Source organism: Arcicella rosea (assembly GCF_014204325.1).
Classification (GTDB): domain Bacteria; phylum Bacteroidota; class Bacteroidia; order Cytophagales; family Spirosomataceae; genus Arcicella; species Arcicella rosea_A.
On the sequence record NZ_JACHKT010000043.1, the window covers coordinates 1 to 16,088 of the forward strand.

General features: G+C 33.9%; 11 protein-coding genes. 6 read left to right on the forward strand and 5 right to left on the reverse strand.

All coding sequences use genetic code 11. The annotated features are described in order from the left end of the window. The first annotated feature begins 334 nt into the window (after positions 1-334). The 4 genes from tnpA to HNP25_RS19695 all read left to right on the forward strand — a co-directional run bounded on the left by tnpA (position 335) and on the right by HNP25_RS19695 (position 6,027). Positions 335-802 carry an IS200/IS605 family transposase gene (gene tnpA, locus HNP25_RS19680; protein ID WP_184137172.1) on the forward strand — a complete coding sequence of 156 codons (468 nt, stop codon included), beginning with the start codon at positions 335-337 and terminating at the stop codon, positions 800-802. A gap of 354 nt (positions 803-1,156) precedes the next feature. Further along, positions 1,157-3,145, forward strand: coding sequence for an alpha-L-arabinofuranosidase C-terminal domain-containing protein (locus HNP25_RS19685; protein WP_184137122.1), 1,989 nt, complete (start codon positions 1,157-1,159; stop codon positions 3,143-3,145). Between the two features lie 110 nt (positions 3,146-3,255). Further along, entirely contained in the window at positions 3,256-5,175 is a 1,920-nt protein-coding gene (locus HNP25_RS19690; RefSeq protein ID WP_184137124.1) for a glycoside hydrolase family 97 protein, read from the forward strand. A gap of 378 nt (positions 5,176-5,553) precedes the next feature. Next, complete coding sequence (locus tag HNP25_RS19695) at positions 5,554-6,027, forward strand: hypothetical protein (protein WP_184137126.1); 474 nt, start codon at positions 5,554-5,556, stop codon at positions 6,025-6,027. A gap of 23 nt (positions 6,028-6,050) precedes the next feature. Here HNP25_RS19695 and HNP25_RS19700 read toward each other — a convergent pair whose 3' ends face one another. The 5 genes from HNP25_RS19700 to HNP25_RS19720 form a co-directional block, all read right to left on the reverse strand. Continuing rightward, complete coding sequence (locus HNP25_RS19700; protein ID WP_184137127.1) at positions 6,051-6,449, reverse strand: c-type cytochrome; 399 nt, start codon at positions 6,447-6,449, stop codon at positions 6,051-6,053. Positions 6,450-6,592: 143 nt separating this feature from the next. Continuing rightward, positions 6,593-7,765: a PQQ-dependent sugar dehydrogenase gene (locus tag HNP25_RS19705; protein WP_229202915.1), complete on the reverse strand. Its 1,173-nt coding sequence runs from the start codon at positions 7,763-7,765 to the stop codon at positions 6,593-6,595. Between the two features lie 82 nt (positions 7,766-7,847). Further along, a complete protein-coding gene (locus HNP25_RS19710; RefSeq protein ID WP_184137129.1) occupies positions 7,848-8,633 on the reverse strand; it encodes a hypothetical protein in 786 nt (261 codons plus the stop codon). Between the two features lie 246 nt (positions 8,634-8,879). Beyond that, on the reverse strand, positions 8,880-9,887 hold the full coding sequence (locus tag HNP25_RS19715) for a fatty acid desaturase (RefSeq protein ID WP_184137131.1): 1,008 nt from the start codon (positions 9,885-9,887) through the stop codon (positions 8,880-8,882). Positions 9,888-9,998: 111 nt separating this feature from the next. After that, entirely contained in the window at positions 9,999-12,179 is a 2,181-nt protein-coding gene (locus HNP25_RS19720; protein WP_184137133.1) for a penicillin acylase family protein, read from the reverse strand. Between the two features lie 319 nt (positions 12,180-12,498). Here HNP25_RS19720 and HNP25_RS19725 point away from each other — a divergent pair, with 319 nt between their 5' ends. Beyond that, positions 12,499-15,591 (forward strand): lantibiotic dehydratase, encoded by a 3,093-nt coding sequence (locus tag HNP25_RS19725; RefSeq protein ID WP_184137135.1) that lies wholly within the window; start codon positions 12,499-12,501, stop codon positions 15,589-15,591. A 22-nt stretch (positions 15,592-15,613) separates the two neighbouring features. After that, on the forward strand, positions 15,614-16,060 hold the full coding sequence (locus HNP25_RS19730; protein ID WP_184137137.1) for a MarR family winged helix-turn-helix transcriptional regulator: 447 nt from the start codon (positions 15,614-15,616) through the stop codon (positions 16,058-16,060). Positions 16,061-16,088 lie beyond the last annotated feature (28 nt).

The following is a 16,088-nucleotide window of genomic DNA, read 5'->3' on the forward strand; positions in this document are numbered from 1 at the left end:
TTACAAGAAACTTTTCAACTACTTTTAACGCCAGATTTGAGAAATTATCAACAATGTTTAATCATCAGCCCAGTTTAAGGGTTGAGCCTAAATTTATTTGGATTTGTACTGATGCCAACGGCATCACAGGTTTATAACTAAACTAATCCCGAGAGAATCTATGACCCCAACGGGGTCACACTTTTTTTGTCGTCCATCATTTCTGCTATAAATCTTCAATCCCAAAGGGATTATTTCTGATTCCAACGTCATAACAGTTTTATATTATGTTTTTTTGTTTTTTATCTTGATTTTCAATATTTTAGATTATTCAAAACCTAAAATACAATTAGATATGCCTTCAACATTTTCACAAATTTATATCCAAATCGTATTCGCTGTAAAGAACAGAGAAGCTTTAATTCTGCCAGATTGGGAAGACAGATTATACGAATACATCACAGGCATTATACAAAATAAAGGTCAAAAACTAATTGCCATTAATGGTATGCCTGACCATATCCATATCTTTATCGGAATGAAACCCAATTGCAGCATTAGCGATTTGGTAAGAGAAGTCAAGAAATCAAGTAATGATTTTATCAATGAAAATAAATTATCCAAACATAAGTTTAGTTGGCAAGGAGGATTTGGTGCATTTTCATACAGTCATTCGCATATAGATAATGTTTACAAATATATACAGAATCAAAAAGCACATCATAAAAAACAATCATTTAAAGATGAGTATAAACTATTCTTAGAGAAATTCAAGGTTGATTATGATGATAAGTATTTATTTGATTGGATTTTAGATGCTTAGAATAAACTAAACAGCTTATACACAATTAAAAGATCTGTCAGAAAATTGCTTCTCCCCCTCTTGGCGTAGTGTTTTTCGCTACGTCTTGTGTACTGCAATGTTACATTGCTTACAACTCTGACGTAGTGTAGGAACACTACACCAAGCTAGGGATACATTCAATAGGTCTAGGTTTAAACCCAGACCTATTGAATTCATGTCATTAGCCCTTGTTTGGTGCTCTAAGTGACCCCATAAAAACGCTATCAAGGTCAGAAAATAAAAACTTTCAACATATTCTAAGTAATTTTATTTGAAAAAGTACTTATCTAAGAAGATATTATTCAACCAATCATTTCAATTTATTTCATTATAATGAATCTTAAAAAACTTAGCATCTTTTCTTTGCTCATTGCTGCAATTACATTGCAAGGCAAAACTCATGCCCAAACCCCAGTCATTAACATTAAAGCCACACAGCCTGTTGCTGAAATTCAGCCTACTATGTGGGGAGTATTTTTTGAAGATATTAATATGGGTGCCGATGGTGGTATTTATGCAGAATTAGTTAAAAACCGTTCTTTTGAGTTTCAAAAGCCTTTAATGGGTTGGAAAGTAGAAAGAAAAAAAGCTGAAGAAGGCGATGTAATTATTCAAAATCGTCAAGGAAATACAGCTAATCCTCGTTTTATCAGTATCAAAGCCAATAATACATCAAAAGGTGATATTGGTATTACCAATGAAGGTTTTAAAGGAATGGGGATTAAAAAAGGACTTAGATATGATTTCTCTGTTTTGTATCGCCACCAGAACGGTCATGTAAAATTACATTTAGAACTTATTGACGCAAAAGGCAATATCATCGGAGGAACATTACTTACTCCAACCAGTAACGGTCATAACTGGAAAAAAGAAGCTATCAGTTTTAACGCTACCGAAACCGAAGCAAAAGGCAAATTTAGAATTTGGTTTGAAGGAAATGGCGAAATAGACCTCGATATGGTTTCATTATTTCCAGAAGATACTTGGAAAAAAAGACCGGGTGGAATGCGTGCTGATATGATTCAATTGTTAGCTGATATGAAACCAGGGTTTATTCGTTTTCCGGGTGGATGTATTGTAGAAGGAATTGATTTGGCGAATCGTTATCAATGGAAAAAAACACTTGGGCCAATCGAAGAACGCCAGTTGATTATCAACCGCTGGAATGTAGAGTTTGCTCACCGTCCATCACCAGACTACTTCCAAACTTTTGGTTTAGGTTTCTTTGAATATTTTCAATTAGCGGAAGATATTGGTGCAGAAGCACTGCCAATCTTAAACTGCGGAATGGCTTGTCAATTTAACACTGCCGAGGTTGTGCCAGTCAATGAATTAGAACCCTATATTCAAGATGCCTTAGATTTGATAGAATTTGCCAATGCTGAACCAAATACAAAATGGGGAAAAGTACGTGCAGATATGGGTCACCCCGCTCCTTTTGATTTGAAATTTTTAGGAATTGGAAACGAAAACTGGGGACCACAATACGTAGAACGTTTGAAAATTTTCACGAAAGCTATCAAAGCTAAATATCCTCATATCAAATTGGTAAACAGTGCTGGTACTGACCCTAGTGGCGATAGATTTGACTATTTGAACAAAGAATTACGTGCGATGAATGCTGACATTATCGACGAACATTATTATCGTACTCCTGATTGGTTTTTGAAAAATGCTGGTAGGTATGATGCTTACGACCGTAATGGCTCAAAAATATTTGCAGGTGAATATGCTGCACAAAGTGACAAAACTGTAAGTGTAAACAATCGTAATAACTGGAAATGTGCTTTATCAGAAGCTGCTTTCATGACAGGTTTGGAGCGTAACGCACAAGTAGTTAATATGGCTTCGTATGCACCACTATTTGCTCATGCAGAAGGCTGGCAATGGACACCAGATTTAATTTGGGTAGATAATCTTCGTTCTTACGGAACGCCAAATTATCATGTTCAAAAACTATATTCTACCAATAAAGGAACACATGTTTTGAACACTACTCAGCATGGAAACCCTCTTACTGGTCAAGATGAATTATACGCTTCGGGTATTTTAGACAAAAAAACGAATGAAGTTATCTTGAAAGTAGCAAATGTTTCAGACAAGGAACAAGTTCGTGAAGTAAACTTAGAAGGAATCAAAAAATTTGATGTAAAAGCAAAATTAATTGTGTTGAAAAATGCTAATCCAGAAGCATTAAACACTTTTGAAAATGCTACAAATGTCAGTCCTGTAGAGGAAACTATCATCCTAAATCCAAAGAAGAAAATCTCTTTAATTTTAGCACCAAATTCTTTTACGGTATTAAGAGTAAAGTTACTTTAATCTTTGCTTTGTATTAAATCGTCTTGCCTCATGAATTACCAATATCAATGCTATAAGGCAAGACGATTTTTTTAATTTAACTCATTCTAATAAAATCAGCTTTCCTTACAATGAACCTAAAATCATCATTACAAGTATTTCTTCTTTTGTTACTTTCATTTGGTACTTTCTCGCAGAAAGTATTCAGTCCTAATCGACAAATTGTTGTCGATTTTTCTGTCAAAAACCAGCAAGCTAAGTATTCTGTTAGCTTTCAAGGCAAAACGGTTTTGGCTTCTTCCAGTTTAGGACTTATCCGTGAAGACGGCGATTTCAGCAAAGGACTTTTGCTATTGAGCAGCACAAAACCGACTTTGGTAAAAGACCAATACAGCATTAAAACCAATAAGAAAAGTAATATCACCTATACAGCCAACCGTCAGGTTTTTAAATTAAAAAATGCCGATGGAAAAAAAATAGACATTATTTTTCAAGTATCAAACGATGGCGTAGCTTTTAGATATTTCTTCCCTGAGAAATCAACAGATATTAAAAAAATCAGCGAAGAAATTACTTCTTTCAAATTTCCAGAAGCCACCAAAGCTTGGCTTCAACCTATGAGTGATGCCCAAACTGGTTGGGAACATTGTCATCCTTCGTATGAAGAATTTTATGAAAAAAATATTTTAGCAGGCATTATTTCGCCTATCAAAGCAGGCTGGGTATATCCTGCACTTTTTCAAAGCAATGGCTCTTGGGTTTTATTGACCGAAGCAGGTTTAGATGGTACTTATTGTGCTACTCGCCTTAGAGCCGAATCGCCAAATAATGAGTATAAAATTGGTTTTCCGCAAGCACCAGAAGTATTCACAGGTGGCGAGCTTAATCCACAATCAAGTTTGCCTTGGCTTTCGCCGTGGAGAGTAATTACAGTTGGTTCGTTAAAAACCATTACTGAATCTACTTTGGGTACAGATTTAGCCCAACCTGCGGTGAAAATGGATACTTCGTTTATCCAAACAGGAAAATCTTCTTGGAGTTGGATTATTAAAAAAGATGAATCTGTCAACTTTGAAACAACGAAAGACTATATCGATTTTGCCGCTAAAATGCACTGGGAATATTGTTTAATTGACGCCGATTGGGATACCAGAATTGGCTATGATAAAATTAAATGGTTGGCAGATTATGCTAAAAATCAAAAAGTAAAACTTATTCTTTGGTATAATTCGGCAGGCGATTGGAATACCGTAAAGTATCATCCAAAAGGTTTGTTGCTTACGCATGAAGGTAGAATGAAAGAGTTTAAGAGAATTCAGGAAATGGGTATCGCTGGCGTAAAAATTGATTTCTTCGGTGGCGATGGACAGTCGATGATTAAGTATTATTTGACTATTTTGGAAGATGCTGCCCAAGCAAAACTTTTAGTGAATTTTCATGGAGCAACTTTACCAAGAGGTTGGCACAGAACTTATCCAAATCTTATGTCAGCTGAAGCTGTAAAAGGCTTTGAAATGGTAACATTTGACCAAAAAGCTGCCGACGAACAGCCAGCACATTGTACAACTTTGCCTTTTACTCGAAATGCTTTCGACCCGATGGATTTCACACCGATGAATTTGTATAAAGTACCAAACATTCAAAGACGCACTACTACAGCTTTTGAATTAGCTTTATCAGTTGTTTTTATCTCAGGTATCCAGCATTTTGCAGAAGAACCAGAAGGCATGGCTCATGTCCCTGCTTTCGCACAGCAATATTTACAAACACTACCAAGTACTTGGGATGAAACTCGTTTTATTGATGGTTTTCCGGGAAAACTTTTTGTCGTTGCCCGCAAATCAGGAAATAAATGGTACGTGACTGGTATCAATGGCGAAGGAATTGCCAAAGATTTGAACCTTGATTTATCTTTCTTGAAAAACAAAAAAGGTCAATTAATTTCAGATGATGAGCAAACACTTTTGAAAGAAACAGCTCTTAATATTTCAAGTTCTTCAACAAAAATTTCTCTAAAAGCCAATGGTGGTTTTGTAGCAGTTTTTGAATAATTTACGGCCCCTAAAGTTTTGATTTACTAAAACTTTAGGGGTTATATTTTTCCCAAAATATGAAACACTTCATTGTTGCTTTATTTTCTCTGTTATTTAGTTGGTATAGTATATTATTCAAATCAAAACCCTCTTTCTGTTAGCTCATAACTAACCTTAGTACTTTTCAGCTGATTTCTCAAACTTCTCAAAGGAATCTATTAAAACACTCCCTGACATTCCTAGTGATTATTTAATTAAAAAACAATAAATAACATTCTATTTGTACAAATAAATAACCCTATATTTATATAAAAATATTAATAACCTTGGTTTAACTTAATGGTTAGTAATTCATCTACGATGCAAAATAAATTTTAACTATAAATTAAAGCTCCTATGAAAACTCTCTTTACCCATCTAAAAGTATTCATTGCACTTAGTATTATCTCCATGGGAACTAGTGTGAGTTTTTTATTAAACTCTTGCCAACCTTGCCATCAGGCATTATCAATGCCTATTAACCAAAAATGGAAGGTAACTAGTATTGTTTACAGAAATAAAGGGAAAATTAGCCTTAGTAATACAGAATCATTCATTATACAATTGGATGCTTCCAATAAACTTATAGAAACAACCTATAAAGATAATGTTATCAAAAGTTCTGTAGAAATAACTAAACAAGAAGGGGCTTTGGTCAATTGCTCAAAAGATGATTTTGGAGATGTCACAATATATTATTCTAACGGACTAAGAAGAAAAATCTGGAAAAGTTCAAATGAAAATTCTCCTTCAATAGAATCAACTGGTTATGTGAATGTACTCGGAAGTGAAGCCGATACTTTAAAATATTATTACGAAAGAATTGAGTAATATAGATAGACAAAAAAAGGGAATCATTTTTTGATTCCCTCTACTGTTTTCACATCAATAATTTTAGCTGATTTATTTCCCCAAGAATTTGAAATATAATTCATCACATCAGCAATTTCTTCATTTTCTAATCCGGGTTCGGGCATCATGCCACTGTACTTTATTCCTTTTACTTCAATCGTATCTTTTAATCCAAATTTGATAGCTTTAATGGCTTTTTCGGGAGTTTTCATCAAATAATCTGAACCTGCTAGCGGTGGATTTAATTTTTCGACACCCTCTCCTTTTCCCATATGGCAAACAATACAATTGTTTAAATAGATTTCTTTACCACGTGCGATACTCTCGGATAATTCATCTTCATTCTGACGCCAAAATGGTGATAAAAATATCATTGAAACAATTAATAAAATAACTTTCATTTCTCTTTAAGGGGGATTTTGGCTGTCGGATATTGGTCATCAATATTCAGCTTTAGATTATCAAATTTTTTTGTACAACAGTTGGCTTTTAATGATAAAAACCGACTGCTGATGACCGAAGACCGATAGCCATTTGCTAAAATCTATTTCTCTGGACTAATTTTAACGATTGAACCTGTACTTTCAACAGCTACATAAATGTTTCCGTCTGGTCCTTCTTTAATGTCTCTTACTCTACCAATATTTTCAAAAATCGTTTCTTGACTCACTACTTTATTGTTTTTGATTACACAACGTTTGATATAATGAAATTTCAAAGAACCAATCAGCAAATTACCTTTCCAATCTGGAAATTTCTTACTTGTCACGAAAGTCATACCACATGGAGCAATAGAAGGTCTGTAATAAGTAATTGGTTGTTCCATTCCTGCACGTGCCGTATCGGAACTGATAACTGCATTATCATAGCCAATTCCGAAAGTAATAGCGGGCCAGCCGTAATTTGCCCCTTTTTTCAAAATGTTTACTTCATCGCCACCTTGAGGGCCATGTTCATGCTCCCATAAATCACCCGTTGTTGGGTTAATTACAAAACCTTGTGGATTTCTATGACCATAAGAATAAATTTCTGGTCTAGCACCTTCTTTTCCGACAAATGGGTTATCTGTTGGCACAGTTCCATCATCATGCAAACGAACCACTTTCCCTTGGAAAGTCGTAAGCTTTTGTGCTTCATCCTGTTGCCCTCTTTCTCCTACCGTTAAGAACAAATATCCTGCTCTATCAAAAGCAATTCTTCCGCCGTAATGGTGGTTTGTAGTAACGTTTGGAGTAGCCTTGAAAACTACTTTTTGTTCTGTTAAAGTATTTCCAACCAATTTAGCACGCATTAAAGCTGTATTGGAACCTTTACCAGTTTCTCCTTCAGCCGCAGGCGAAGAATAAGTAAAGTAAATCCATCCATTTTTAACATAATTTGGATGAAGTTTAATATCTAAAAGTCCGCCTTGTCCTTTAGAAACAATAGCAGGAAGCCCTTGAATGGGTTCAGCTACGAGTTTGCCTTCATGAACTAATCTTAATTGACCTGTTCTTTCAGTAACTAACATATCTCCATTTGGTAAAAAGGCAATTCCCCAAGGCACGTTCAAGCCTGTAACAACCGTTTCTATTTTTAAGCCTTCTGTACTAGATTTGGTTATTTTTTTGGAAAAAGGAGTATCCTTGCTGATGTTTACATTACTTATCGCATCTGTAGATATTAACAAGCCAGCCAATAAAGGAAGGATTCCAATAGAGAACATTTGTTTTTTCATTGTTGAGTTTATATTCTTTGTTTGTGATAAAGTTAATGAGAAACATATTTTACATTGTACTGCTTTCTATGTATTAAATTACTTATAGGCTAGTTCTTTCTGTAAGTTGAGACATGTTCAATTTATCTGTAATGGCTTTAATTCTTAATTCCGAACGTTTTACTTCTGCTCTTAAATTTTGTTTTTCGGTCACCAGCTTGTTAATCAGCGCATCATTCTTTTCAATTTTTTTCTTAGCAGCATTTATCTCATTTTGAATTTTCTGAATTTCAGAAAGCTCTCTGTTCATTAAACGTTGCTTAATTGAGTTTGTTCGTTTTTTAATTTGCTTATTTCGCTGTTTTTCAAGAAAATCTTCCGAACTAAAATAAGCTTTCTTTTCAGCATTGATTCGTCCTATACCTTCTTTTCTTACTTTTAAGGCAATTTCAGGATTTACTTTTAATCCTAAAGAACGCATCTTTTTATAGACTACACCGTATCTAAAACCGAGATGCTCACAAATTTCAGGAAGAGGTTTTGTATAATGATGTTCTTTGAGATAATTGATGGCTTCTTCAGACCATTTCGTAACGCCTTCCCTCCCCGATGGAACACCTTTTCGACTTGCTTGACGGACTTTTCTGAGTTCTTCTCCTACAGTAAGCTTAAACCTTTTTAGTTGTCCTCGTACAGATTCCCAGCTTCTGCCAAGTTTGTCTGAAATTTCTCTTGATGTTAAATATTGGAAGTTCTCTTTTAAGAAATTGATTTCCTCCTCAGTCCATTTTGATGTAATTCTTTTTGGTGGTTCTGGTGCAACTTCGCTTCTTAATACCACTCCATCCTTTACGTAGTTGATGATTCTTAATTTGTTTTTCTTTGCCATTTTTTAGTGATTCTTACTGGGTTTTAATACAGTACTTGTATTAGGGGTACAATGAAAAATGTTTTGAGGAGCCTCAAAACATTAAGTATTATTAATTAGCAAAGGGTTTTTGTATAACAAACATCGCATTTTATTCTTAAAAAAACAATATACTCTGTAGGGGTATTCTAGTTTTTCTGAAAATAAAAATAGCCCCCATGAGGGAGCTATCATAACGAAAATTATTGTGTGAAAGTACAGAAATAATTAAATTTTCTGTTCTGCCATCTGAATATCTGGGATTGAAGTGTCATCTAAACCTACACGACCTCTTTCTTTTCTTACAATTCTTGAATACAAGCCTACTTCTTGACTGAATAGAAAAGTAAAGAATAATTTAACAAAAGAAGTATGATATTTCAAGTCATCATAAAATTCTGGAGCTGCTGCTTTCAATTTTGGCAGGTTATTCCAAGGTACTGAAGGCATATCGTGGTGTTCGTTATGGTAACCTACATTCATGTTGATTAAATTCAAACCACCATAATAACTGTAAGTTTCTTGGTCTTTATCCAATACTAAATAATGTTCCTGAATCCATCTTGCACCAAGTGGATGTAAACCTACAGAGAACATAAAACTTGCACCCATGTATCCTAATGCAGACCATCCCCAGAAATACCAAATCACAACATCAAAAGCAATTTGTGCAAAAATATTCATTAATACCCAACGATCAATAACCGCTAATTCTAAACAACGAAGCGTACGAATTACTTGGAATATTGGGAATAATAACAACCAAATTGCTTTACCAATTGCATAATTATTAATCATCTTAGCTTCCCATTTATCAGGTAAATCAGCATCTAATTCATGAACTCCTTGAAAAGCGTGATGCTTTAAATGATAGTTTTTGAAAGAAATTGCTGTTGGCACTAACGAAGGGAAATTAGCAATAATACCAGCGTAAACGTTCCAAGAAGGTTTTTTAAATACAAGGTTGTGTGAAGCTTCATGAATACAAATAAACAAAGTATGTGAAGGGAAAGCACCAATACACCAAGCCGCAGCCAAAATAATGTACCATGCCTGGTCTTTCACCAAATAAGTCATCAGGATTTGAAGTGACACACAAGCCAAAATCCAAACCATCGTCATTGGATTTTTGGTGATTAACTTTTTGACCTCCGGGTGAGCCTTTAAAATCTGCCTTGTACGCAAGCGGTGAGGTTCAGAACCTGTGACATGAGTAAAATCTTGTTGATACGCCATTTAATATTAATTTAATTTGTTATTGAAATTACTGTTTAAATTCTATTTTAAAAATCTTTCAAATATACTGCGAACCAAACGTTTTATCAATTTGTTTGATAATATTTACATTTATTCACCGGGATGGTACTTTTTTTCTGCATTTTTCAAGACATCTTCCTTATAAAAAAGGACATCTTTGAATTTTCCTTTTGTGTACATCAACAATTGGTCATTAAAGTGTTTGGAGCTTGGGTCGCCACTTTCACCACCTGCTAAAAGCGATTTTGCTTTAATTTTCTTGCCAAATTCAACCGCACAAATAAAACTGTTTCCTCCTACTCCGTATCTTTTGTTCGTTCCTTGATAATATCGACTGTTATAAGAAGGTAAAGAACCCCATAAAGCAGAAGCAAAACCTACAGGAACACTTGGTTCGTTGTCGTTATACTTGGCTTGTAAATCTCCATTTAGTCGTTGAAAACGATTGATTTTCCCCCATGCTATTTCCCAAGTACCAAACTTTTTTGTTAAATCATTGATAACTGTTATCAAAGCTGGCATCAATTGAGCAACCGTAGCATTCGCAGCAAATCTTTTCGTATTTTCTACTTGGTCGGTTTCTCCTTGGTCGATGTACAATCTTTGTATAACTGGATTCAACTTCTGAGCCCATTCTACCGCCAAAGTAGTAGCAACAGAATTTTCAGACGAATAATAATCCCATTTTTTCAGTACTTCAATCGGTGCTTTTAATTGATTATAAAGTGAATCGCTTGGTTTCACATCACGTTCATAAGTTTTTACCAAAGCAGGAATAAGGACTTCAAAAGCTGATAAATAAGTATCATAACCCGCTTCAATTACTTTATCAATTGTATATTTTTTCTCACGGTCTAATACTCTTACGGCATTTACACCTCTGAAATTTTCGCCATCTGGAGCCATATAAGATGGATAATTTTCTCGTTTCGGGCTATTCACTCCTGCTACCGAAAAAGGCGTTGAATTACAATTTTGTAACCAACCATTCACTGGATTATACAAATGAACGGTTTCATCAACAGCATGTAAACCTTTCCATTCTGTTGCCGCAATTGAACCGTCAACTGGTTTTGCCCAATTGTATTGATTATCTCTTTTGGGAATATAATTTCCATGCCAATAAGCGATATTTCCTTTATTATCTGCAAAAACAGTATTGTTTGAAGTATTCGCTTTCAAAGCCATTACTTGTTTATAATCTTCAAAACCTTTGGCTTTGGTTCGTTTCCAACTCTGAATTAAGCTGACAACCGAACGATTATAAGACTTTAAACTCAACCATTTATCATCTCTTTTCGCCATGATTGGCCCGTGATGTGTAAAGTAAGTTGTAAAGGTTTTTTGTTTTAATTCGTTTCCTGATTGATAACTAATTGTAATTTTCTTTTCAGAAACAGGCTTTAATACTCCTTCATATTCATAAAAATACTTTTCGCCCTTTTTGATAATTTTTTCTGCATAAACATCGGCAACATCAACGTTACTAGATGTGTGCATCCATCCACAATAAGGATTAAAACCCTGATAAACAAACATTTGACCCCAAGTAACTGCTCCATAAGCATTTAATCCTTCTTCGCTAATTACTTGTACTTCTGGTCTGAAATAAAAAGTGACGTGTGGATTGATGTACAAAATGGCATTGCCAGAAGCCGTAATTTTAGGAGAAAAAGCAAAACCATTTGAACCTGTTTGATGGTCTGAAAGTTTAGGAACAGCCACTGCCGAGACCAAACTTCCTGAGTAAAAATTCTTTAAATCTGCAATACTTAGATCCGCCGTACTGATAGCACCAATACTTCCATCCGTCCATAATAAAGGATACCAAGGTTGAAAACGAGTCAATATCGCTGGTTTTACAGCTGGATGCGTGTGCAAATAATAATTAATTCCATCGGCATAAGCGTTTAATAACTTCTTCAACCAAGGTGCTGCTTTTTGATAATCCGCTTTGGCTTCGGTTGTATCAATCAGCAAACGAATTTGTAAATCATTATACAATTCAGATTCACCTTTTAGCTCCGAGATTCGTCCTAATTTTTCAATATAATTCATTTCTACCCGTTTGAAATCGTCTTCGCATTGTGCATAAAGTAACCCAAAAACAGCATCAGCATCCGACTTTCCATAAATATGAGGAATCCCCCAATTATCCCGAATAATGTTTACTCGCTGAGCTTGTTGCTTAAAACGACTGATTTCTAAAGTAGAAAATTTTTGAGCGAAAATAGAGAAAGGAAGAAAAAGCAGTAAAATAACTTTTTTCATATTTGATTTTATTGAATGATGAAGTTTTCTGTATAAACAAACATACAAAATTCATAGAAATTTCAGCCACTTTTAGGTTTAAACTTTATCTCTTTCTTCCTTTATAAATGAATTCTTTCGGAAAATTGGGGAAATTTTGAAGCTAGAAAAATGATATTGCTAAAGAGCTTTTAGTGATATATGTTAAGAAAAATAATGATTGAAACAATAATATTTCCTTAAAATGTTCTTTAAAACGATAATAAAATTATCAATTCGTACAATTTTAGGCATTAAGCATTAAATTTGGAGATACCGTCAAACCAATCGTTAGCTTTTAATGTCGAATTCATATCAATTTCTGAAAAAAATCATTGTAAGAACGCCCACGCTTCCATTTGCAGATGATATTTCAGAAGATTTCTTAAAAAAAATACTCAACCATCCGCCTTTCTTAGAGGCACTTTATTTGGCTTCTCCTATACTTTTTAATGAAGCACAACTTTGGAAAGATGGGAATATTACTAATGTTAAAAAAGCTCAAAAAATAGTCTTTTCGCTCAGTAAATATTATTCCAGAATGTGTAGTCGATGTACTCCTTTCGGGCTTTTTGCGGGTTGTTCGGTCGTTGAGTGGAGTGATGAAACAGCTTTAACTATCGCTTCCGAAAAAAGAAGAAGTACTCGTTTGGATATGCACTACGCAGGTGCTTTGGCACAAAGTTTATCCGAAATCCCTTTCATCAAAAGTCATTTATTGTATTTTCCAAACTCAAGTATTTATCAAATCGGTCAAGAAATTCGCTATGTTGAATATAAATATGTTGATGGAAAAAGAACACATCAAATTTCCGCTTTTGAATGGTCTGAATACATTGCTCTGGTATTGGATGCTTGTAAAAAAGGAGCAAAAATGTCGGATATTGCACCACTTTTGATAGACGATGACATTTCGGAAGAAGATGCTTTGGGTTTTATCGAACAATTAGTTGATGCTCAACTCTTGATTAATGAATTAGAACCAGCTATTACTGGTGAAGGTTTGACACAACAAATTATCAAAGTACTTCAGAAAATCAATGTCGATGAACATTATCTTGATACTTTACAAAGTATTGAAAATCAATTAAAAGCAATTGATAGTCAGCAGATTAATGAGATAAGTATTTATCAGGAAATTACAAAACTTATTACAAAAATTGGCGTTCCTTTTGAAGAAGGGAAATTATTTCAAACAGATTTGGTAAATCTATTTCATGAGAACAAACTTTCGTCAGTTTATCAAGAAGCATTAAGTGAAATTGCTGAGCTTTTGATTCAAGTAAGTGAAAAAAGAGAGAATCCAACGCAAAGTGATTTTATTCAAAAATTTTATGAGCGTTATGAAAATCAAGAAATTCCTTTACTCATTGTAATGGATACAGAAACAGGTATTGGCTACGGACAAACTGGCAAAAGTAATTTTACCCCAATTGCCAATGGCTTTGAATTAAATCATGAAAAAAAAGAGGAAATTACGGTTAAATTAAATGCTTTTCAGCAACATCTTTATGGAAAATACTTGAATGCCCTTAAAGAAAATGCTTTACAAGTAAATTTGAATGAAGATGATTTTAAGCCTTTTCTGCAAAAAAAAGACAAAACACCAAGTTCTACTTCGATGATTTTTAGATTGACTGGCGATGAAGAATTGCCAATTTATCTGGAAAAATTGGGTGGAACAAGTGCCGTCAATTTATTAGGAAGATTCGCACATACCGACAAAGCTATTTTGGATATTATTCAAGAAATTACTGAAAAAGAACAAGCATTGAATCCAGAAGTGGTCTTTGCTGAAATTGTACATTTACCAGAAAACAGAATTGGAAACATTTTACTTCATCCTGCTTTTTGGAAATATGAAATTCCGTACTTAGCCAAATCGTCTTTGCCAGAAAATCAGCAAATTTTATTGGAAGATTTATTGGTTTCTGTGGATATTAGTCAACAAAAAATCAGGTTAAAATCAAAAAGATTAAACAAAGAAGTAATTCCAAGGCTCAGTAATGCCCATAATTATTCAATGAATGCCTTACCCATTTATCATTTTTTATGTGATTTACAAAGTGCTAATCTAGTGGTTGCCTTTGATACTGGCTGGAGAAAAGTTACTCAGAATACCAGATTTTCACCTCGACTTACTTATAAAAATATTATCCTTGAAGCTGCAACTTGGCAATTCAAGAAAGAAGATTTTGAACATTTACTCATCAATTCTCCTGAAAATTTATTAGTAATTTTCCATGAATTCAGTGTAAAATGGCAATTACCAAAGCGATTTGTATTAGTGGATTTTGATAATGAATTGTTAGTAAATACTGAAAACTTACTGAGTATTCAGACTTGGCTCGATGCTATTAAAAATCGTGATAAGATTGAGCTAAAAGAATTCTTATTTACACCCAACAATGGGCACATCGTTAACCAATCAGGAGCATTTTTTACGAATCAGTTTATTGCATCTTTAATTAACAAGAAAACTATTTTTGAGCAAATTCCAGCTCAAAAACCTTTGAATCATGATATTCAACGTACTTTTTCTTTAGGTTCAGAATGGCTTTATCTTAAAATTTATTCAGGAGTTAAAGCTGCTGATGATATTTTAGCACAAAACATTAAGTCTTTGGTTGAGCAATTTCTGGAAAAGCAATTAATTGACAAATGGTTTTTTATCCGCTATACCGACCCTGATAATCATATTCGCTTACGACTTCATTTTACTGATTTGAAGCATTTGGGTGAAGTAATTCTTGGTCTGAAAGAGACTTTAGACGATTTAGAAAAAGAAGGAATTATCTGGAAAATTCAATATGATACTTATCAAAGAGAAATAGAAAGATATGGTGCTGATGTCATGATTTTAACTGAAAATATCTTTTTTCATGATAGCGAAACCATTGCAAATCTGTTGGCACAAACTTGGGGCGATGAAAGAGAGCATTTGCGTTGGCAATTTGCGATGAAACTAATTGATACTTTTCTTGATGATTTTGGGTTTTCACTTTACCAAAAACTTGATTTGATGTATCTAATGAAAGAAAATTTTGCCCAAGAATTTCATATTGACAAGCCTTTCAAACTACAAATGGATAAGCGTTTTAGAGAATACAGAAAAAATATCGAAATGATTCTTGGGTCAGAAACAAATGAAGAGTACGCACTTCTATTTGAGAGTATTCAACAAAAAAGCAAAAAAATAAAGGAGAATATCGAGCAAATAAAAGCCTTAAAATCTAAACATACACTAAACAAATATTTATCAAGCATCATTCACATGACAGTAAACAGAGTTATTGCCAACAACCAACGTTTTCATGAATTAATTATTTATGATTTTATGTATAGATTTTATCAAGCGGAAACCGCTAAACAAAAGAAAGCTGATAAAATGTAATAATCAATTATTCGAAAAAACTATGACTACCAATCCAGCAGATAATAGAGCTTACTTTTTTAAGATAGATACTACTATCAAAAAAATAAGGCTCATCCTTCAAAAGAAAATTGACGATGCCAAAATAGACTTAACAGTTGACCAATGGGTTTTGCTTGATCATATTAAAAGAAATGAAGAGTTTGGCATTAGCCAAAATGAACTGGCAGAAATGACTGTTAAAGATGCTCCTACAGTTACTAGAATCATTGATTTGTTAGTAAAAAAAGGATTTGCAGAAAGAAGTATGATGCCAACCGATAGGCGTAGATTTATGATTACTTTAACGGATGCGGGAAGGGATATTTTTGAAAAAGCCTATCCAATTGTTGTTGAAGTAAGAAGAAAAGGTTGGGGAGATTTGTCGGAGGAAGATTATAAGAATTTTGTAAAAATCCTTGATACTATTTATTCAAATATAACGCATTGATAGCAACGCCGTTTAAAATTTGTGATTT

What these genes read in the sequence shown, in the direction of transcription:
- tnpA (WP_184137172.1), top strand. Translation starts at nt 335, where the DNA reads ATGCCTTCAACATTTTCACAAATTTATATCCAAATCGTATTCGCTGTA.
- HNP25_RS19685 (WP_184137122.1), top strand. Translation starts at nt 1,157, where the DNA reads ATGAATCTTAAAAAACTTAGCATCTTTTCTTTGCTCATTGCTGCAATT.
- HNP25_RS19690 (WP_184137124.1), top strand. Translation starts at nt 3,256, where the DNA reads ATGAACCTAAAATCATCATTACAAGTATTTCTTCTTTTGTTACTTTCA.
- HNP25_RS19695 (WP_184137126.1), top strand. Translation starts at nt 5,554, where the DNA reads ATGAAAACTCTCTTTACCCATCTAAAAGTATTCATTGCACTTAGTATT.
- HNP25_RS19700 (WP_184137127.1), bottom strand. Translation starts at nt 6,449, where the DNA reads ATGAAAGTTATTTTATTAATTGTTTCAATGATATTTTTATCACCATTT.
- HNP25_RS19705 (WP_229202915.1), bottom strand. Translation starts at nt 7,765, where the DNA reads ATGAAAAAACAAATGTTCTCTATTGGAATCCTTCCTTTATTGGCTGGC.
- HNP25_RS19710 (WP_184137129.1), bottom strand. Translation starts at nt 8,633, where the DNA reads ATGGCAAAGAAAAACAAATTAAGAATCATCAACTACGTAAAGGATGGA.
- HNP25_RS19715 (WP_184137131.1), bottom strand. Translation starts at nt 9,887, where the DNA reads ATGGCGTATCAACAAGATTTTACTCATGTCACAGGTTCTGAACCTCAC.
- HNP25_RS19720 (WP_184137133.1), bottom strand. Translation starts at nt 12,179, where the DNA reads ATGAAAAAAGTTATTTTACTGCTTTTTCTTCCTTTCTCTATTTTCGCT.
- HNP25_RS19725 (WP_184137135.1), top strand. Translation starts at nt 12,499, where the DNA reads ATGTCGAATTCATATCAATTTCTGAAAAAAATCATTGTAAGAACGCCC.
- HNP25_RS19730 (WP_184137137.1), top strand. Translation starts at nt 15,614, where the DNA reads ATGACTACCAATCCAGCAGATAATAGAGCTTACTTTTTTAAGATAGAT.